This is a genomic window from Myxococcus sp. SDU36, from assembly GCF_030168875.1.
Lineage (GTDB): Bacteria > Myxococcota > Myxococcia > Myxococcales > Myxococcaceae > Myxococcus > Myxococcus vastator.
In genome coordinates, this window is sequence record NZ_CP077414.1 from 1,313,428 (window position 1) to 1,332,521 (window position 19,094).

The window sequence follows — 19,094 nt, forward strand, 5'->3', positions numbered from 1 at the left end:
GGTGGAGCTGGAGCGGCCCTACTGGCATCTGGGCGGGGCCGCGCCGTCGAGCCCCGGAGTCCTGGCGCTCGCGCGGCGCGTGGGCATGTCGGTGCGGCCCGTGGTGTCGGTGCTGCGTCGCGCCTCGCCGCGTGTCGCAGTGGCCGTCGTCGTCCTCCAACTGCTCGCGGGCGTGGCGACGACGGCGACGCTGTTGCTGGGGACCGAGGTGCTGGGGCGGCTGCTGGCGGACGCGCCGGCCTTCACGCAGCCCCGGGCGGTGCTGGTGCCTCTGCTGTTGCTGGGGCTGATGCTGCTGGTGAAGCTGGCCCTGGACTCCGCCACCACCATGGCGGGCGCGTACCTGGCGCCGCGGGTGCACCGGGTCGCCGAGGAGGCGCTGTTCCGGGTCAGCCTCGATGTGGAGCTGGCGTGCTTCGACGACCCGGCCTTCTATGACCGGCTGCACCGCGCGAGGGACCGGGGGCTGATGCACCTGGAGGGCGCGACCACGGCGCTGGTGGAGGCCGTCAGCGCGGTGTTCTCCGTGGGCGGCGCGGCGCTGGCGCTGCTGTGGCTGCACCCCTTGCTCGTGCCGCTGCTCGGGGTCGCCCTGTTGCCGGAAGGGTGGGCGGCGCTTCACTCGGCGCGGCTCCAGTACGTGGGGATGGCGACCACCATCGGCCTCACGCGGCAGGCGCAGTTGATGGCGGAGCTCGCCACGCAGCGGGAGTCCGCGCCGGAGATTCGCGCCAACCAGGCGCAGGACTATGTCCTGGCCGAGTACCGGCACAGCGCCGTGGCGCTTCAAGAGCATCTGGTCCACCTGGGGCTCGTCGGCGCGAGGGCGACGCTGGTCGGCCGGCTCCTGTCGGGGCTCGGGCTGGTGGCGACCTTCGTCGCGCTGGGGATGATGCTCCACGCGCAGTGGCTGGGGCTGGCCGTCGCGGGGACGGCGGTGATGGCCATCCGGAGCGCGAGCACGGCGCTGACCCAGTTGATGGTGATGATGCACGGGCTGTTCGAGAAGGGCCTGTACATCAGCGACTACCGTGAGTTCATCGAGCAGTCGACCGCGCGCGTCCGTCCTGCTTCGGGCGTGAAGGCCCCGGAGCGGCCGGGCCGCATCGAGCTGCAAGGCGTCAGCTTCCAGTATCCGGGGCAGGAGGGGCGGCTGGCGCTGCGCGACATCTCCCTGACGCTGGAGGCGGGTCAGAGCATCGCCCTCGTCGGAGAGAACGGCTCTGGCAAGAGCACCCTGGCCCGGCTGATAGGGGGGCTCTACCATCCGAGCACGGGCCGCATCACCTGGGACGGCGTGGACGTGAAGGCGATGACGCCGGCCAGCGTCGCGGACCGGGTGGTGATGGTGTTGCAGGACCCCATCCGTTGGCCGCGCAGCGCACGCGACAACGTCCGGTTGGGCCGCCACCAGCGCGAGGACCCCGATTCACGAGCGCTGCTCGACGCGGCCGAACAGGCGCGCGCTCACGAGGTCATCGACACGCTCCCTCGGGGCTGGGAGACGCTGCTGTCGCGGCAGTTCCTCGGTGGGCAGGACCTGTCGGGTGGGCAGTGGCAGCGGCTCGCGGTGGCCCGCGGGCTGTATCGGGACGCGCCGCTGGTCATCCTGGACGAGCCGACGGCGCCGCTGGACGCGAAGGCGGAGCACGCCGTCTATGAGTCCCTCCGGAAGCTGGCCCGAGGCCGCACCGTGGTGCTCATCACGCACCGGTTGGCGAGCGTCCGCAACGCCGACCGCATCTACTTCCTGGAGCGCGGCGCCTTGGTGGAGCAGGGGCGCCACGAGGAATTGATGCGGGAGAACGGGCGGTACGCCGAGCTCTATCGACTTCAGACGAAGCTGCATGGACTGGACGATGAATCCCACTGAACTCGAGGAACGTTGCCGGGCGGTGGACTGGGCGGCGCTGGGGCAGCGGCTGCAAGGCTCGGTGATTCTCTCGGGCGACGAGCGAATGGGGCTGGCGAAGAAGCAGTTCGCCGCGGGCCAGCCGCTGCCGCTGCCGCGGGTCCTGGTCCAATGCCGGGACGCCTCGGAGGTGCAGCGGACGTTGGCGCTGCTCGTCGAGCATTCACTGCCCTTCGCGGTGCGCAGCGGGGGGCACTGCTTCGCCGACCTGTCCTCCAGCGCGGGCGTGGTGCTGGACCTTTCGGAGCTGAACCAGGTGGAGTGTGATGGCGAGGTCGCCATCGCCGGGCCTGGGGCGCAGGCGTTGGTGGTCAGCCGTGCCCTGGCCGCGCGGGGGCGGGTGCTTCCCACGGGCGGGTGTGGGCTCGTCGCGCTGGGCGGGCTCGGGCTCGTGGGAGGCTTTGGCTTCCTGGGGCGCCGCCATGGGCTCACCGCCGACCAGATTGAGCGGATGGACGTTGTCCTCGCGGATGGGCGCCTCGTCCACGCGAGCCGGGACGAGGCGCCAGACTTGTTCTGGGCGCTGCGTGGAGCCGGGAGCGCGGGCTTCGGCATCGTCACTCGCCTAGCGCTCCGGACGTTCCCCTTGGAGTCGCTCACGCTCTGCCATGGGCGCTGGGCACTGTCAGAGGCCGCCGCGCTGGTGGAGCAGTGGCAGGCGTGGGCGCCCGAGGCGGACCCGGACGTCAACCTGGAGTTGGGGCTCGCGCTGCTGGACGATGACGAGAGCCCCCCTTCCGTGGAGCTCTTTGGCGTCATCCTCGGTGACGAGGCACGGGCTTTGGCGCACCTCGAGGACGTGAAGCGGCGGCTTGGCCCGCTGGCGTCCGAGCTTCACGCCAGGCGGCTGGCACCGGCCCAGGCCGCGGACTACCTCGTGGGCTTGCTGAACCATGACGGGGAGCCCGCGTGGATGCCGAGCCGTCCGTATCGGGACGTCGCCTACCAGTTCACTCGCTCCAACTTCTTCGACGCGCCGCTTGGCGCGGACGCGATTCGCGCCTGTGTGGAGGCGCTGACCGTGGACCGCCGCTACGCGCAGCACCGAGAGCTGGAGTTCATTCCCTGGGGCGGCGCCTACGCGCGCGGTGATGACACCTCCTGCTTCCCGCACCGCGGCGCACGGATGATGATTCGTCACACGACGGTGGTCGGCGCGCGCTCCACGGAGGCGCTGCGCGAGCACGCGCGAGGCTGGGTTGATGCGTCGTGGGGACTGGTTCGTCCCCAAACCCAGGCGGGAGTCTACTCAGGCTACGCCGACCGTCGCCTGGAGGGCTGGCGGCGCGCGTACTATGGAGAGAGCCTCTCGCGGCTCCAGGAAGTGAAGCGGAAGTATGACCCGGACAATGTCTTCCGGCATGCGCAGTCGCTCGGCCCGTCCTGAAGCAACGCAGCCATGGCGCGGAGGTGGTGGCATCCCCTGGGCTTCGACTCCCGTGAGATGCCTCGTCACTCCGCGACGCCCAGCTCCTGGATGAGCAAGACGGTGCGCTCCGTCACGCCCGGCGCCACGGTCAGCGCGATGCGCTCCGCGCCCTTGATGAACGCGTCGTCCGGGCCCGGCGCGTAACCCTGCGCGGAGAGCTTCTCACGATAGAACGCGCGAACCTCGGCCGGAGTCGCCGTTGTCGTGTAGCTCATGGACTTCATCCACTCGAGCTGGGTGCTGGTGACAGGGCCGCTGCCCGGGTAGACGGGCGCGAACGCTGGCGCCGCCTTCTGCTGCCGCCTGGCCAGCTCCGCCGAGCTGACGATGAGCGTCGTCGCATTCTTTCCCGACGGCTGCAGGATGACGCTGTACGAGATGAGGCGCTCCGGATCCAGCCCGGTCACCTGTTCACCGAGCTTCAACTTCATCTCCGCCGTCTCCTCCGCGAGGTACAGGCCCCTGCGTGCGAAGAGCGCGCGAAAGTGAGCCTTCAGCGTCGCGACGTCCTTGCTCGAGACGAGCGTCGAGGTCTCGATGACGACGCCGTCGACGACCATCTTGTCCGCCTGGGTCGGCTGCGAAACGGCCCCCGGGACGTCCTTCACGAAGGGATTCGCGGAGGCGGCCGGCCCCACCGAGAGCGTCATCACCCACGCGGTCGCGACAAGAAGGGTTCGGCTCAGTCGCATGTGTATTTCCCGAGGTAGACAAACCGCGTCGCCGAGGTCGAACGGAGCCTGTTCGCTGCGTCGAAGGCCTCGCGATACGTTCCGCGCCTCCTGCCCAGCGACGGGTCGTCCACGAAGTTGTGGTCCATGGGCTGCGTCTGCCAGATGCGCTCGTGGGACTCTCCGAAGGTGCCGGACTCCTCGCCCCGGAAGCTCAGGTAGAAGCCCGTCACCCGCCCACGGGGCGTGCTCCCGACGATGTCGTTCGCCCATCGCTCGGGCAGCCCCGTCCACCCCATGGAGCGGTCCCACCCCTCGTGCGCGAGGCTGTAGAACGCCCGGTTCTGACAGCGCTGGCCAGGGACGTCGTCCTGGAGGAGGGCGCACTCGCGCTCCTCGTCCTCTCCCGAGGTGAGCCCGTGGTCCCCCAGGAGGATGTTCAGCGAGCCGCGGCAGGTGTCGCCCGCGGCGGGCCGGCCCAGGCCGCACAGGCTGAAGGAGCTCCGTGAGAGGTGCTCGGCGGAGAAGAGGCCGTCGTCCGCGTCTTGGAGGAATCGCGCCGGAAGGTTGATGGTCCTCACGGAGCCCTGGGTGATGCACGAGAGCGCGCCCGGCTCTCCGTAGGCAGGCGTGTTCGCTGTCGCGGACACGCGGAAGCCATTGCGTGGGTCCTGGCTGCGGATGCACGCCGTGTTGAGTGGGCCCGCCTGGGAGTAGAGCTGCGTAGGCCCCCTGTCGCCCGGTGTGCTGCCGCGGCCATCCCAATCCGCGTACCGCTCGTTGGTGGCGTAGGTTACTCGCGTCGCGGCAATCCTGCCCGAGTCGTACCAGGCCCAGTCGTCGACGGTGTCCACGCCCGGGCGCTCGACGCGGTACGCGGTGGCATCCCACGCCGCCGCCGCCACCGCTTCATGGGCCTTCAGCGACAGATGCGCGAGCTCGGCGAAGTGCAGGCCGAACATCAGGACGGTGACCAGCACGAGGAGGCCGAGCACGGCCTCCAGCATGGCCTGTCCCCGCGCGCCCTTCGCGGCACCCTGGCGTCCCTTGCGCGTCACCATCCGGTGTACCCGTTCCTGACCAGGCTTTCAAACGCGCCGTGCACCTCCGTGGCCCCGGTGCCCGACAGGAACTCACCCGCTTGTGTATCGAACAGGGTGCGATCGGGAGACCCGTCCCTGGGCCGGTCGATGGACAGCCTCGTCAAGCCGGCCCGCCAGTATGGCGCGAACAGGTTGGGCGGCTCCGTCGAGTGCTGGAACCGGTGGTAGTAGACGATGCCGGAGCCCACCGCGACCTGACGTGGCGCTCCGCCGAAGGTGTGTCCACCCCCCAGGCTGAGGGTCCTGCTGTCTTCGGCAGTGGTGCGGAAGTTGAACGAGAGGTTCCAGACATCCCGCTCGGGCACCGGGTCGCGCGACAGCGCCGTCACCAGCTTTGGCTGCCCCTGGAGGTTCGCCACATCCAGGACCTGTGCGCCGTTGAAGTCGACGAAGGGCGGAAACGTCTCGACCGCGTGCCGCGTCGTATGGCCAATGCCTTCGTGCTGGGTCGCGGTGACCCGCACCGCGCCAGCGCCAATTCCTCGCCCCGCCAGGCCAATGGCCCCCGCGATGGGGAAGGCGGGGAGGGGCGACATGCACATCGTCCACCTGCGGAGTCGCGCCACGGCCCCCGGTATCCGGCCCACGTCGGCGGCGGGGAGGAAGGTGACGCGTGTACGCCCACCCTGTCCATCATGGGCGCGTGGCTCATAGGGCCGGCCCGAGGGAAGCGGCGCGTAGTCGCTGTCGTAATAGCCTTTGCCATTGCGGGAGCCGCTGTAGAAGACGTGACCGGCCGCGAACAGCAGGAGGGAGCGGTGGCCGACGCTGTCCGACGAGAACATCCGATCCCACGCGCCCCCCTCGCCCCGGTTGCGCAGGAACGGGTGCCCGCGGGTGCCCATCACGAGGTGCCCGACCTCATGCGGTTCGCTGCCTTGACGAGCCGACGCATGGTCGAGCACCGCATCGTTCAGCTCCCGCCGGGTGACGGCCGTCCCGGCTGGCTGGACACGGACCTCGTCGGGCGCGACGAGGTTCGCCCGGGACAGGTACTCTTGCGCGAGTCCGTCGGGGCCGTCACCCGCGCGAGCCCGGGCACGCGCCAGCACCTCGACCTGCGCGGCGTGGATGCGCTGCGCCGCGTTCCAGCGCGGCAGCGTCTCCGCGGTGAAGAGCTCCGTGTCGCGCCGCAGCTTGCCGCGCGTCTGATTCGCATGCACCGTCGACAGCGTGGCGAGCACGAGCGTCTGTGCGAGCGCACGCGTGCACAGCCCGCACATGGGTTTGCGGACCGGATAGCACTGGAAGAAGGTGTTGACGCTATACGGCACGGCCATCAGGCGAAACAGCTCCGCCGCGTTGTCCGCGTGCTTCCAGTACAGCGTGGACCAGGAGATGAGGCTCAGCGTCCCGAGCGTCGAGACGGCGTGCGCCACCTGGACCCGGTTCATCACCGCCACGGAGTTGAAGGCGCGCGCGGTCGTCACCGCGGAGCTGTATGCGGCAGCGTCCGCCAGCGTCTGCAGCTCCATGCGCTCCTTCACCTTGGCGCCCATGGACAGCGTCATGCACACCATCACCACGAGCAGCAGCAGCGTCAGTGCGAACAGCACGAGCGTCTGTCCTCGCGCTACCGGCCAGGTCCGGAGGTTCATGGCGTGAACCCCGGCGCCGAGCACTCAGCCCCGGCGAATTCGGACAAGCGTGGAGGCGTCATCATTCGCATGGTGGAGGAGACCTCAATGGGGAACATGTAGTGGCCGCGCGCGAGCCTGCGCCGCAGCTCGGACGCCATCCGGGCATCGAGGCTCGGGCGGGCCTCGGCTTCCCATTCCGCGCTCCGGGTGAGCATGAGCGGGTCCTGGCCCGTGAAGCTGTCGAGCCCCAGCCGTGCCGCGGCGATGCGTGAGAACACCCAGTCCGCGAAGGGGATGCGCAGCGGCGCCCAGAAGATCATCCGGACCTCGAGTCGCAGCGGCTCCGCTCGCCCCGGGCGGGGCAGGGGCTGATCGAACGCGACCACGTCCGCGGCCGTGGGCACCGGCTGCTCCCGCACGAGCCAGACGAGCGCCTCGGTTTCAGCACCGGCGCTGTTCCAACCTGGGCCCCTGTAGCCGAGGTAGTGGTTGTCGCGGAAGCGGCCAAAGGCCTCGCCGAGCTGTTCGCCGGGGGTGACACCCGGGAGCGTCCGGTCGCCGAGGAAGGAATGCACCGCGGGAAGCACGGACAGGAGCGCGGCGTGGGTCATCGGCGTGCAGGCCCCGTGATTCAAGGAGCCGACCCGGGTCGCCTGGAACACGCCGTACTGCGCGAAGAGGCGGGCCTGGGAGAGCAGGAAGAGCTGCAGGCTGCCCAGAATCACGAACAAGACGAGGGGGAGCGTCAAGGCGGTTTCCACAAACGCCTGACCGGATTCGCGCCGCATGGTTCTTCTTTCCTGAAGGCGTTTGGTGCTTCCAGACCCCGCTTGTCTATTCCTGCCCGGCACCGTCGCAGCCGACCCCATGGCAGTCCCTTGGTATGAAGCGTTTGGATTTCTGGAGCTGCTCGCGCTGCTCGGGGCAGAGGACGTGCTCGCCGTGTCGGTCCTGGCAGAACATCTTCGCCGCCCGCGCAATCTCCGCGTTCAGTTCCTCGTTCTCCGCCGCGGTGCATCGTCGCATCTGGCCCTTCTCACTCATGCAGAGCTTTTCGTCGCGACGCTGCCGGGCCACCTCGAGCGCGTCGTTGACGTTCCGGCACCGCGAATAGCAGAGGTCCGAGGCGCGGCTGCAGTGCTCGCGGCACTTCAAGCGCCCCTCGCACCCAGCGGTGCACCCCGCGAGCCGCTTCGCGCAGCGCTTCGCGCAGTCATGGTCTCCAGGCCGCTCCCGGGCCGCGAGCGCTGCTTTCCGGGACGCGCTGCCTGCTACCGAAGTGGCATAGGCGGCGGAGTGGACCTCGCCAGACGTGTCCGTGGCGTCGAAGAGCGAGGCGAAGCCGCGCACCTTGCTGGGGTGGCAGAGCCCGTCGAGGCCGCACGTATGGTTTTTCTGACTGCAGCGCTTGTCCGAATCACAAGCGAACCGGATCTCCTCGTCCATGTTCAATCCCTGACAGCCCCCGCTCAGGGCCACGGCGACTAGCAGCAGCATGGCGGCCGGGGGTGAACGCTTGCGGGAAGGCATGAGCGCGCTTCTTCCTGGGGCGTGGGGCAGGGGGCGTCATTCGTTGAGGCAGGGGCTGGTAATGATAGATAATTTCGTGGAGCTGGCAAGTCAGGCCGGGCCCCACGGGGTCTATAATTGGTTGGTGAAGGAAAGGACGCGGGCCGCAGTGTCACGTTCCTGACGGACCGCCCTCGGGGTCTGCTGTCAGGAGTGAAAGCAGGTCGGGAATCACCCCGCGTCCTAAAGCCATTCAAACACAGGACCCCGGATGGGGTCCGTGGTGAGGATGGTCGTGCCCTGGTGGGTTTCAATCAACTCGAGTGGACCCGTCACGGGATGTTTCGGTGACGAGGGCGAATCGGGTTGCCCCGCATGCATCAACCTCCCGTCTTCCAGGAGAATGGCCCAGCGCACTTCGCCCGTTCTGCAGGCGTCGGGGTGGTGGCAGTGTCGAGCCACCGCGGCGCGTGCCGTCGTGGGGAGCTCGGGCAGAGGCGTCATGCGCGGGGGCGCCGCGAGCCTTCCGTCGGAGCGGAAGCGGACTTCCGCCAGCATGGGTTGTCGAGGGTTCTTCAGCGACGCCGCCACCACGGCCGCATGGACGCGGCCCGCATCATCAATCCAGACACTCGGCTCGGAATCAGGAAGCGCGCTCAGCCCTCGGAGGAGCGTGCTCGCCGTGCGGCTCAGGCGACGGGCGCCCGTGGCTCGCAGGTGCTGGACTTCCAGCCCTCCCGCGGCCTCGCTCACGATGACGATGCTGATGCCATTGCCCACGGACCCGGGCTGCAGCGTGGCCCGAGCTCCCAGGGGCGCGGATGGAAGCCTCACGCGCCCCACTTCCTTTCCGGGCGTGACTTGGGTCGCATTCATGCTCGACCGGAATCGCAGAAGTCGGAGCCCACTGCCCCCAGCATCCACGATGGGGACGAAGAGCTCTCCGGCATTCGTCTCCAGGGGCGGACGGACGATCCGCTCGGGTGGCGCCTCTAAATCAAAGCGGAAGGGTGCAGTGGTCGTCGCGGGCGGAGCCAGGGCGAGAATCGACGCGCCATGGCGCCACAGGACCCAGGTCACGGCCTCACCGCCCGTCGCATCGTTGGTCCACGGTGCAAGTGCGTCGGACGCCCCTGGCGCCACCGTCCCCAACACCCTCGAGGTCCGCCGGGAGACGCCGCCTCCCTCCTCGTCCGAATCGTCCATGAAGACGGCCTGCATCAGCAGCGACTGCCCCTCCATGTGCTGGAGCCACACAGTGCCCACTTCCGAGTACGCCCCCTCCCCCATCATCACTCCTGCGGACGCGGAGCCTGGTCGTCCTGACATGATGTCGAACTCGACTGGCGCGGACACCATGTCGATACCCGCGGACTGAAGCCTCGCGGTCAGCCGGTAACGGCCGGGCTGGCGGATGGGCAGCCATTCCTGGATCGGCACGACGGATTCGAGCTTGCGTCCCGGGCCCAGCTCGATCTGAGGCGGGACGAGGCCACCGAGCGGCTGCGTGCCTTCACGCTCGATGACCCTGTAGTGATTAACGGTATGGCCCTTCGGGTACTCGGGGCCCGTGACGGTGTACGTCAGGGATTGGTCGGAGTGCCGGAAGGGGTCGGGAAACTCCAGGGGCGTGGCGCTCTCGTTGGACAGGGTGATGTGCACGTTCAGGTCTTCTGAAGTGACGAGCTGCGCCTTGGGCAGTCTGAGTTGGATGCGCATGGGCGTACCTCCAGGCGGTGGGGGCGGTACCGTCTTGGCTTGGGACGGCGGGGGAAGGGGGCGCGCCGCCGACAGGGTCAGCACGAGCAGCCATGGCCCGGCGAGGACGAAGGCGCTCATGGCCGCGCGTTCCGGGCACCGGCAGGGCGCAGGGCGCGGGTATTCCATCCCCGCAGGCGCAGGAGACAGAGCCCACAGAAGCGCCGCACCGTCGTGAAGTCATATCCCATCAGACAGTCCTTCCCGTCGATGTCGTGGCGCTTCGCCTGGGCGCCGCCAATCTCGCGGTGCGTGGGGAAGGGGGCATGCGGCAGGAAGAGCTGGTGCCCGATCTCATGCGCCAGCGTCTGCTCCAGCGTGTTGACGGTGTTTCGGTAGTTGTCCGGCGCGGCGCATTGGATGACGGCGCAGCGGTCTCGATTCCGCGAGGGGAATTCCGACGCGAACCCGTTGACGCGAATGCCGCCGACCGCATCTTCCAGGTTGTAGAGCCCGGAGAACTGGAAGAGCGCGATGCCCGGTGCCGTTCCCAGCGCCGAGTCCAGCGCCCGGGTGAGCAGCAACTTCGCCCAGTCCTTGCATTGGTGGTGATACTCGCGCGCCGCCAGCAGGGGCTTTTTTCGCTCCCGCGTAGGTGCCAGCCACAGGGGGAGGTCCGCATCGCCGCAGCGCTTCACGCGCCGCACCTCGGCCAGGAACTCCGCGTGGGTGCGGAAGGTGACGGCGTGGCCGCCCGCCGCGTACTGGTCCACCGCGGGGTCGATGGCCGCCCGGAGCTCCCAGTGCCGGGACTCCGCCACGGCCGCGGCGATGCGCGCGTTGTAGTCCTCGGCGCTCCATCCCGAGCCCCCGCCCGTGCGGTCCTCCAGGCGCAGGAAGGCCTGCTCGAAGTGGCCCTGCACGGTGGAGAGTGAGAGTCCGGAGGCGCCCGCGTCCTTGCGCAAGAGCCGGGAGAGGTGGACCTCACGCCACGACTCGAAGACGCCGGTGGACGCGCGCACGGCGGCGGGCAGCGGTCCGTCATCATCCACGTCCAGCACCACGCCGCCGTCCCTGCGGCGGTCATAGGCGAGCTGCACGGTGACGCGCCACGCGTCTCCCGCGATGCTGGACGGCTGGAACACCACGCCGGTGCGACCCGCGAAGGCGCCCGTCGTCCAGGCCTGGCTGTAGGCCGCCCAGCCGCGCTTGTTGCAGGGCGTGACGCGGAAGGGGAAGGCGCCGTCACGGGGCTCGGCCTGGGGCGCGTAGCCGGCCTGCCTGGGGAACACCGCCGAGGACGGCGCGCCGCGCTTGCCGCCCACGTCCCGGTGCGCGTTGTCGCCCTTGGGTCGTGACGTCGAACAGTGCCGGTCCAGCGCATGCCTGAGGAAGGCACGGGCCGTGGGCGCATGGTGGTCGAGCGCCTCCGTCTCGTCCTCCCAGTCCCAGAGGAAGCGCACGCGGCCCAGGGCCTTGGGGGCATCCACCCGGTTGCCGCGCGAGTCCTTCAGCCACGCCCGGGCGAACAGCGGAAGCTCCGGTCCGCCGCCCCAGTGCTTCCGGTGCAGTTGGTGGTCGGTGTCGTCGATCATCTCCGATGGCTTCGTCTTGAAGACGTTCCCCACCAGCCGGAGCTCCGCCTTCTCGCCGGGCGCGGGGAGCCGCCTCAACGCCTGGGTCAGCTCGCGGTCGCGTGGTCGCGAGAGCACCCGGGGCTCGCCCAGCTCCAGGTCAACGCCCGCCACCAGGACGTGGAAGAACGTCCACGCCACGGGCGCCTGCGCCAGTCCGCTGCCCTGGAGTGTCAGCTTCAGCTTGTAGGGCGAGTGCTCCACCGTGACGACGCCATCCGGAAAGGTCTCCGACTTGGGCACGCGGCCATCCCATCTCCACTGGTGCTCGCCTTGGAGCAGCTCCTCGGCGCCCAGCTCACGCGACCACAGCGGCGCCTTGCGGTAGCGCGTGAAGAGCTCCAGCTTTCCGGCGCGCACCCGTCCGCCCGTATTGAGCAGGTTCCACGTCAGCTCCACCGGCTCGACTTCGGGCGCGAAGTGGAAGCCGTCATCACCCCCCGCCAGCGCGGGGAAGGGCGCGGGGCGGTGGCAGCGGGATTGGGGACCTCCCGGACTGCGGAGCCGGAAGTCCGCGACGCCATGGCTGGCGGGACGGAGGCGGTTGCGGTTGCGTCCTCCGGGCGCAGCGAGGGCGACACTGGCCGTCAGTGAGATGCGTGCCATGGGTAGGGCCTCAGGCGTCGTGCAGGCGGATGAGCTCGCGGGAGATGTCCGCGAGCTGTCCCGTTTCCGGCAGGCCATGGCGGCGCTGGAACGCTCGCACGGCGGACTTCGTCGATGCTCCGGGCGACCCACGCTCCCCGTCGATGGCGTAGCCCAGGTTGTGCAGCCGCTCCTGCGCGGCCCGGAGCGCGTCGGACTCGAAGCCCGGGAGCGACTGGAGCTGCAGCGCCCAGCGGAGCGTCACCGGCTCGGACGCGGCGGCGGGCGCGGCGTCCGGAAAGTCCTCATCGGTGATGGTGGGCGGGTAGGGCGGTGGCACGCCCTTGGGGGCGGCGGGCGGCGCGCTCCGGCGGGGCGGCGGCGCTGGCGGCCCGGACAGCTTCACCAGCAGCTCCCCCGCGGCGAGGCCCGGCACTTCGTGGCTCAGCGAGCCATCCGCCGCGGTCCTTCCACAGTGCTCGGTGCGGCCGACCGTGAGCACGTACTCCGTATCCACGTAGGGCACTTCCTGTGGATCCACCAGGACCAGATGCAGCCTGCGCTGCTTCAGGATGAAGGTACTGGTGTTTCCTGTCCGGACTGGTGCCGTCCTCGGACTGACCATGCCGCGCTCCCCCCGTGCCTGGATTCGCGATGGTGTCTGCTCGTCGTTGAAGGCCTGCCCAAGGTACGGGAACCCGGAGCGCCCTCCATCACCGGAAGTTCTGGGATAACCCTGTTCTGTGCGTCGGGTTAACGGACCTCAACCTGGTGGGTCAGTCAGAGGACGCAAGGCATGGCCAGCCGGACGAGGTCGCGTCCGCCGCCGCGTGCCTGCCCGGCGCGTGCGGCGTGGCTATCTTGCCCACGGACGTTGTCTCTCGCTCTCTTGGAGGCGCCACGCATGCGCACTGCGGACGTTGTCAGGCACGACGAAGCCAGGTGCATCTGGCCCGCACGGGCCGTGCTCGGCGAGGGCCCCTTCTGGATGGCCACGGAGGGCGCGCTCTACTGGCTCGACATTCCGGGCCGCAAGGTGCACCGGCTGGAGCTCCAGAGCGGCGCGCAGGCGAGCTGGGACACCCCTTTGCGTATCGCCTCGCTCGCGCCCAGGAAGGGTGGAGGCTTCATCGCGGGGACGGAGCGGGGCCTGGCCTTCTACGAGCCCCGGAGCGCGCGCCTGGAGCGGCTGCTGAATCCGGAGCCTGAGCGCCCCCACAACCGCTGCAATGACGGGAAGGTGGACCCGCAAGGCCGCTTCTGGGTGGGCACCATGGATGACGACGAGGAGGCGCCCACCGGCGGGCTCTACCGGTTCGACGCCCAGGGGCACCTCGCGCGAATCGATGAGGGCTATACGGTGACGAACGGCCCGGCCTTCAGCCCCGATGGGCGGACCCTCTATGTGAACGACTCGCCCCGGCGCGTCACCTACGCCTTCGACCTGGGGCCGGACGGCGCGGCCTCCCGACGCCGGGAGCTGCTCCGCTTCGAGGAGGCGCACGGCTTCCCCGACGGGATGACGGTCGACGCGGAGGGCGGCTTGTGGATTGCCTTCTACGGAGGCGGCTGCGTGCGCCGCTTCTCCCCGGAAGGCGCGTGGCTGGCCGAGTACCAGCTGCCCGTGGCGAAGACGACCAGCGTCGCCTTCGCCGGAGATGCCTTGGACCGGTTGTTCGTCACCACCGGGCGGGACGGGCTCAGCGCGGAGGAGCTCGAGGCCCAGCCGCTGGCCGGTGGGCTCTTCGAGCTGACACCGGGCGTCCGCGGCGTCGCGCCGGTGCCCTTCGCGGGCTGAAGCGGCTCAGCCCGCCTCTTCGGTTTCATCTTCGGAGTCGTCGTACCGCGGTGCCAGCTCGGCGGCGCGAGCCGCGCGCAGGTGCTGCACGGCGACGAAGCCCACCGCGCCCAGGCCGAAGACGAAGACGAAGGGCCCGGGGAGCAGGCGCATGTGGAGCCCGGCGAAGGCGAGCGCCAGGGCCACCGCGCCCGCGGGCAGGTAGCGCGTCCAGGACGGGCGCTCCACCTCCGGACGCAGCGCCAGCAGGGCGAGCACGGCCAGCAGCGCCAGCTCCACCACCACCGACGCCGGCAAGTCCCAGCCCCGCAGGTGGGTGACGCCGCCGCCGTAGCTGTAGAGCATGTCGTCGGTGGGCCGCTGCGTGGCGATGACACGCAGCTCGGGCGGGCCCTGGGGCACCGGCGCGTTGTCCGGCACCCCCAGGTCCAGCTTCACCGTGCCCCACGGCGCGAACAGCGCCAGCAGGCACACCGCTACGCCGCCCAGGCCCACCAACCGCGGCATCGCCAAAAGCTGCCGGGGCTCGAAGTACGCGCCCACGCCGTCCGCTCCCGCGATGACCTTGCGGTACTGGTCATGGGCCACCAGCCCCACGCCCGCCACCATCAGGAGCGGCAGCACGCCCAGGCTGAGCGAGCGCAGCGCCAGCGCCACCATCACCGCGGTGGCAGTGGCGGCGGCCTCCGGCGTCATCAGCACCGCGGGCATCCGCTCGGTGAAGCCAGGGGACTGCTCCGCGGCGCGCAGCTCGCGTGCGCACAGCACCGTGCCACTCACCACCGCCAGCAGCGCACCAAGGAGGCCCACGCCGCTGGAGGAGAGCAGGGCGGACAGGACGACGGCGCAGCCCACCACGATGACCCCCAGCACCGTGGGCGAGTGGGCCGGCACGTGCGCCAGCCACTTCGGCCCGTCATAGGGCGGGGCGGACTGGCCCGGGTCCGTCTTGTCCTCGGGCGGAAGCTCGGGCGCGTCACTCGCGACGTAGGGCCGCGAGTGCTCATCCGCTTCGTCGAGGATGTCCGCCGCGTAGGCGGGCACCTCCAAGTCGCGCTGGGGCCGCGAGGAGCGGAGCGCGGACCGGGCACCCGTTCCCTTGGGCGGCTCGGGCATGGTCGCCCCGCAGTTCTCGCAGTACCGCAACCGGGAATTGGAGTCTTCACCACACTCCTGGCACCGCATACCGCCACCTCGTTGGGACGACAGGGGCTACTTCCGAGCGGCCTCGGCGGGGGCGGAGGGCGTGGACAGTTCCTGGATGCGCAGGGCCAGCGTCTGCGGGTCGATAGGGCCCACATGCTTGCCCCGGATGACGCCGTTGGGGTCGATGAAGTACGTCTCCGGCACGCCCGCCACGCCGTAGTCCAGCGCCATCCGCGAGCGCGGATCCACCAACTGCGGGAAGCTGGCGCCGTGCTGCTGGAGGAAGCCGCGCGCGTTGTCGTCGGTGTCTTGGAACACCACGCCCAGGAACACCGCCTGCGAGCCGTACTGCCGCGCGCCCCACTCCAGCACGGGGTGTTCGACGCGGCACGGGCTACACCACGACGCCCAGAAGTTGATGACCACCGGCCGGCCCTTCAGGTCCGCCAGGCTCACCTTCTCACCGCTGTCCAGCGCGCGCAGCGCGAAGTCCGGGGCGGGCTTGCCCTTCATCATGAAGGGGACCTCGTGCGGGTTGCGCCCGAAGCCCTTGAACAACACGAAGAGCAGGCCCGCGCAGAGGACCACGAAGCCCAGCGTGTAGCGCCAGCCCTTCATCAGGCGGCCCCTCGCTCGGCGTCACCACCCGTGAGCGGGGACGCACCCACCGCCGGCGCGCCCGCCATGGCCATGGCGGCCTTCCGGCGCGGCCACAGCGAGATGAGCGTGCCCAGCACCAGCAGGGGGATGCTCCACCAGATCCACCCGACGAGCGGGAAGACCCAGATGTTGATGCTCGCCGTGCCGGCCTGCTCGGAGAAGGCCATCAGCGACACGTAGAGGTCCTCGCCCGGCGTCTCCCGGACACCCGGGGTGCCAATGGGGTCCGTGCTGCGCTCGTAGTAGTTGAGCCGCGGCTTCAGCTCGGACACCTTGCCGCCCGGGGACGTCACCTCCACGCGCGCAGCCACGTAGGTGCGGTGCGGCTCCTCGCCGCTGACCAGGCCCAGGTACTTCATCTGGTATCCGCCCAGCTCGATGACCTGCCCCTTCTTCAGCGTGCCGGAGGTGTGCTTCACGTACGCGGAGGACGCGGCCACCGCGACGATGATGAGCACGATGCCCAGGTGCACCACGTAGCCGCCGAAGCGGCGCTGGGCCTTGAGCGCGCTCGTCGTCACCGCGGCGACGAGGCCTTCCTTGCGCTCGGCCATGCGCACCCGCACCGGCGCCACCAGCTCCCGCAGGGTGACGACGGTGACGAAGCCCGCCAGCCCGAAGGTCATCAGCGGGTACACGCCGCGCAGGCCCACCGCGAAGCACGCCGCCGTCACCACCAGCCCCACCACGGCGGGGATGATGAACTGCCGGCGCAGCGTGGCCTTGTCCGGCTTGCCCCAGGGGAGCACGGGCCCCACGCCCATCAGGAAGAGCACCGCGATGCCGCCCGGCACCGCCATCTTGTTGAAGTACGGCTCACCCACGCTCACGCGCACGCCGCGCACCGCCTCGGAGATGAGCGGGTACAGCGTGCCCAGCAGCACCGTGAAGGTGATGGCGACGAACACCAGGTTGTTCACCAGGATGCTCGCCTCGCGGGACAGCGGCGAGGCCAGCTGGCCTTCCGGCACCAGCAGCGGACCGCGCACCGCCAGCAGGCCCACGCACAGCACCAGCAGCACGCCCAGGAACACCAGGAAGGTGGGCCCGATGTCGGACTGGGTGAAGGAGTGCACCGAGTTGAAGATGCCCGAGCGCGTCATGAACGTGCCCAGGATGGTGAGCACGAAGGACGCGAGCGCGAGGCTGAGCGTCCACAGCTTCAGCATCCGCTTGCGCTCCTGCACCATGGTGGAGTGCATGAACGCCGTCGCCGTCAGCCAGGGCAGGAAGGACGCGTTCTCCACCGGGTCCCACGCCCAGTAGCCGCCCCAGCCCAGCACGGCATAGGCCCACCAGGCGCCCAGGATGATGCCAATGGACAGGAAGAGCCACGCCACCAGCGTCCAGCGCCGCAGGGGCGCCATCCACGCCTCGCCAATCTCGCCGCGCAGCAGGCCCGCCACCGCGACGCCGAAGGGCACCGTCATGCCCACGTAGCCCAGGTACAGCATGGGCGGGTGGATGATCATCAGGACGTGGTTCTGGAGCAGCGGGTTGGGGCCGGGGCCGTCCGCCGGCACCGGGGACACCGCGCCCCAGGGGTTGGCCGGGCCCGCGATGAGGAAGGCGAAGAAGACGCCCACCGCCAGCATGGTGCCCAGCGCCAGCTGCATGTAGCGCGCGTGCTCCTTGCGGTGGATGAAGGCGAAGGCGGCGATGTAGCCGCCCATGATGAGGCCCCAGAAGAGGATGGACCCCTCCAGCGCGCTCCACAGCGAGACGATGGTGTAGACCAGCGGCGTGGCCCGGCTGCCCACCTGCGCCACGTAGCGCACACTGAAGTCGTGCGTCACGAGCGCATGGACCATCACCAGGTTGGCGCCCACCATGCAGGCGGCGAAGCCCCACACCGCGCGCAGCACCCACGGGAAGCCCGCGTCACTGCGGCGCAGGCCGCTCACCAGGCCCACGAGCGCGCCGAAGGCAGCGAACGCGAGCCCTCCGAGCACCAGGCCGTAGCCCACGGTTCCGTTCACTTCGCACCCATCACGGTGGTGGCGTCGGAGAGCGTCTCCTGCCACTGACGAGGATCCTCACCCTCCTTGGGGGCGCGGTACTCGTTGGAGTGGTTCACCATCAGCCGGTTGGAGCTGAAGACGCCGGACTTGTCGTAGGTGCCCTCCACGACGACGCCAATCTTGTCGCGGAACATCTGCGGCGGCGTCTCCGTGGAGCGCACCAGCACGCTGGGCGCGCCCTCCTTGACGTCATCCGCCACGCGGAAGTGCAGGGTGGTGTGCTCGGCGTTCCACTGGATGCTGCCCGGCTCCACCACGCCGCCCAGGCGGATGGTGGCCGAGTACGCCTTCTGACCCTGGCCCAGCATCTCCGACGGGCTCCAGTAGTAGACGAGGTTCTCTCCGATGTTGCCGAAGGCCACGAATCCCAGGCCAGCCCCCGCGACGAGCAGGGCCCCCAGGGCAATCAGACGGTTGCGAGCGACAGGGGACATGGCGACTCACTCCTTGGCGTCGGTGGGGGCCTTGGGCCGACGCGCCCACAGGGACACAGCGTAGAGAACGAGCATGGCGACTGTAATGCCGTAGCAGGCCCAGACATAGCCCCAGCCGCCGACGATGCGGCCGCTGCCCACCTGTCCGGGCGCCGCCGCGAGGAGCCACAGCCACTGCGTGGAAAGCGTCATCATGGTCAGGCCACCCTCGATGAGTTGGCGCCGCCCGCGGCGGCGAGGTCCGACGGCAGCGCGTCCGGCAGGGCCACCTCCGCCTGGCGCTCCGCCAGGGCCTGGCGGTAGCGCTGCACCAGGAACCAGATGGTGAGGAACAACATGCCGAACGCCGACACGCGCAGGGCCAGCGTCATCTCCGGGTCCACCGTCTTGGGCGTGGACTGCACCTGGTGCAGGCTGCGCCACCACCGCACGGAGAACCACACGATGGGCAGGTTGATGGCGCCGATGATGGCCACCACCGCGCTCCAGGTCGCGCGCTTCTCCGGGTCCTCCACGAAGCGCCGCAGCACCAGGTAGCCGGTGTACGTCACCAGCATGATGGCCTGCGAGGTCAACCGCGGATCCCACGACCAGTAGACGCCCCAGGTCGGCCGGCCCCAGATGGCGCCGGTGATCATCCCCGCGGTGCCCAGCACCAGGCCAATCTCCGCGGAGGCCTCGGCGGTGGCATCCAGCTTCCAGCTCGCCTTCATGAGGTAGCCGATGGCCACCACGAAGTTGATGGCCATGGCCACCATGGCCACCCACTGGAGCGGGACGTGCACGTACATGATGCGCTGCACGTCGCCCATCTCACGGTCCGGCGGTGCCCACGCCAGTCCCAGCCACCACCCCGCGGCGAGAACGGCCAGCGACAGCGCCGGCAGACCCCACTTGATGAACTTTCCCATCCG

At 69.8% G+C, this 19,094-nt stretch carries 17 protein-coding genes; 3 read left to right on the forward strand and 14 right to left on the reverse strand.

The window, feature by feature from the left end; genetic code table 11:
• Position 1: 1 nt before the first annotated feature.
• Both KGD87_RS05400 and KGD87_RS05405 read left to right on the forward strand, forming a co-directional pair.
• Positions 2 to 1,873, forward strand: a complete 1,872-nt coding sequence (locus KGD87_RS05400) for an ABC transporter ATP-binding protein (RefSeq protein WP_284666450.1) — start codon at positions 2 to 4, stop codon at positions 1,871 to 1,873.
• Positions 1,860 to 3,299 (forward strand): FAD-binding oxidoreductase, encoded by a 1,440-nt coding sequence (locus KGD87_RS05405; RefSeq protein ID WP_284666451.1) that lies wholly within the window; start codon positions 1,860 to 1,862, stop codon positions 3,297 to 3,299. Before KGD87_RS05400 ends, KGD87_RS05405 begins: the two co-directional genes overlap by 14 nt.
• A 65-nt stretch (positions 3,300 to 3,364) precedes the next feature.
• On the opposite strand, the gene KGD87_RS05410 is transcribed toward KGD87_RS05405, so the two are convergent.
• From KGD87_RS05410 to KGD87_RS05445, 8 genes are all read right to left on the reverse strand, one after another.
• Positions 3,365 to 4,033: a hypothetical protein gene (locus tag KGD87_RS05410; RefSeq protein ID WP_284666452.1), complete on the reverse strand. Its 669-nt coding sequence runs from the start codon at positions 4,031 to 4,033 to the stop codon at positions 3,365 to 3,367.
• Entirely contained in the window at positions 4,024 to 5,073 is a 1,050-nt protein-coding gene (locus tag KGD87_RS05415) for a hypothetical protein (RefSeq protein WP_284666453.1), read from the reverse strand. Before KGD87_RS05415 ends, KGD87_RS05410 begins: the two co-directional genes overlap by 10 nt.
• Positions 5,067 to 6,713 carry a pilus assembly protein TadG-related protein gene (locus tag KGD87_RS05420; RefSeq protein ID WP_284666454.1) on the reverse strand — a complete coding sequence of 549 codons (1,647 nt, stop codon included), beginning with the start codon at positions 6,711 to 6,713 and terminating at the stop codon, positions 5,067 to 5,069. Before KGD87_RS05420 ends, KGD87_RS05415 begins: the two co-directional genes overlap by 7 nt.
• Entirely contained in the window at positions 6,710 to 7,564 is an 855-nt protein-coding gene (locus KGD87_RS05425; protein WP_502888005.1) for a TadE/TadG family type IV pilus assembly protein, read from the reverse strand. The genes KGD87_RS05420 and KGD87_RS05425 overlap by 4 nt, the downstream gene beginning before the upstream one ends.
• Positions 7,530 to 8,225 (reverse strand): hypothetical protein, encoded by a 696-nt coding sequence (locus KGD87_RS05430; RefSeq protein WP_284666456.1) that lies wholly within the window; start codon positions 8,223 to 8,225, stop codon positions 7,530 to 7,532. The genes KGD87_RS05425 and KGD87_RS05430 overlap by 35 nt, the downstream gene beginning before the upstream one ends.
• 222 nt (positions 8,226 to 8,447) lie before the next feature.
• A complete protein-coding gene (locus KGD87_RS05435) occupies positions 8,448 to 9,923 on the reverse strand; it encodes a hypothetical protein (protein ID WP_284666457.1) in 1,476 nt (491 codons plus the stop codon).
• A gap of 116 nt (positions 9,924 to 10,039) precedes the next feature.
• Positions 10,040 to 12,142: a hypothetical protein gene (locus KGD87_RS05440; RefSeq protein ID WP_284666458.1), complete on the reverse strand. Its 2,103-nt coding sequence runs from the start codon at positions 12,140 to 12,142 to the stop codon at positions 10,040 to 10,042.
• Between the two features lie 10 nt (positions 12,143 to 12,152).
• Positions 12,153 to 12,647: a peptidoglycan-binding domain-containing protein gene (locus KGD87_RS05445; RefSeq protein ID WP_284666459.1), complete on the reverse strand. Its 495-nt coding sequence runs from the start codon at positions 12,645 to 12,647 to the stop codon at positions 12,153 to 12,155.
• A 378-nt stretch (positions 12,648 to 13,025) separates the two neighbouring features.
• On the opposite strand from KGD87_RS05445, the gene KGD87_RS05450 reads away from it, so the two are divergent.
• Positions 13,026 to 13,919: an SMP-30/gluconolactonase/LRE family protein gene (locus KGD87_RS05450; RefSeq protein ID WP_284666460.1), complete on the forward strand. Its 894-nt coding sequence runs from the start codon at positions 13,026 to 13,028 to the stop codon at positions 13,917 to 13,919.
• A gap of 6 nt (positions 13,920 to 13,925) precedes the next feature.
• Here the strand turns inward: KGD87_RS05450 and KGD87_RS05455 are convergent, their stop codons facing one another.
• From KGD87_RS05455 to ccsA, 6 genes are all read right to left on the reverse strand, one after another.
• Complete coding sequence (locus KGD87_RS05455; RefSeq protein ID WP_284666461.1) at positions 13,926 to 15,035, reverse strand: zinc ribbon domain-containing protein; 1,110 nt, start codon at positions 15,033 to 15,035, stop codon at positions 13,926 to 13,928.
• A 96-nt stretch (positions 15,036 to 15,131) separates the two neighbouring features.
• On the reverse strand, positions 15,132 to 15,683 hold the full coding sequence (locus KGD87_RS05460; protein ID WP_284666462.1) for a TlpA family protein disulfide reductase: 552 nt from the start codon (positions 15,681 to 15,683) through the stop codon (positions 15,132 to 15,134).
• Positions 15,683 to 17,704 (reverse strand): heme lyase CcmF/NrfE family subunit, encoded by a 2,022-nt coding sequence (locus KGD87_RS05465; protein WP_284666463.1) that lies wholly within the window; start codon positions 17,702 to 17,704, stop codon positions 15,683 to 15,685. The genes KGD87_RS05460 and KGD87_RS05465 overlap by 1 nt, the downstream gene beginning before the upstream one ends.
• Positions 17,701 to 18,180: a cytochrome c maturation protein CcmE gene (locus KGD87_RS05470; RefSeq protein ID WP_284666464.1), complete on the reverse strand. Its 480-nt coding sequence runs from the start codon at positions 18,178 to 18,180 to the stop codon at positions 17,701 to 17,703. The genes KGD87_RS05465 and KGD87_RS05470 overlap by 4 nt, the downstream gene beginning before the upstream one ends.
• Positions 18,181 to 18,186: 6 nt before the next feature.
• Positions 18,187 to 18,375 carry a hypothetical protein gene (locus KGD87_RS05475; RefSeq protein WP_284666465.1) on the reverse strand — a complete coding sequence of 63 codons (189 nt, stop codon included), beginning with the start codon at positions 18,373 to 18,375 and terminating at the stop codon, positions 18,187 to 18,189.
• A 2-nt stretch (positions 18,376 to 18,377) separates the two neighbouring features.
• Complete coding sequence (ccsA, locus tag KGD87_RS05480) at positions 18,378 to 19,091, reverse strand: cytochrome c biogenesis protein CcsA (RefSeq protein ID WP_284666466.1); 714 nt, start codon at positions 19,089 to 19,091, stop codon at positions 18,378 to 18,380.
• Between the last annotated feature and the right edge of the window lie 3 nt (positions 19,092 to 19,094).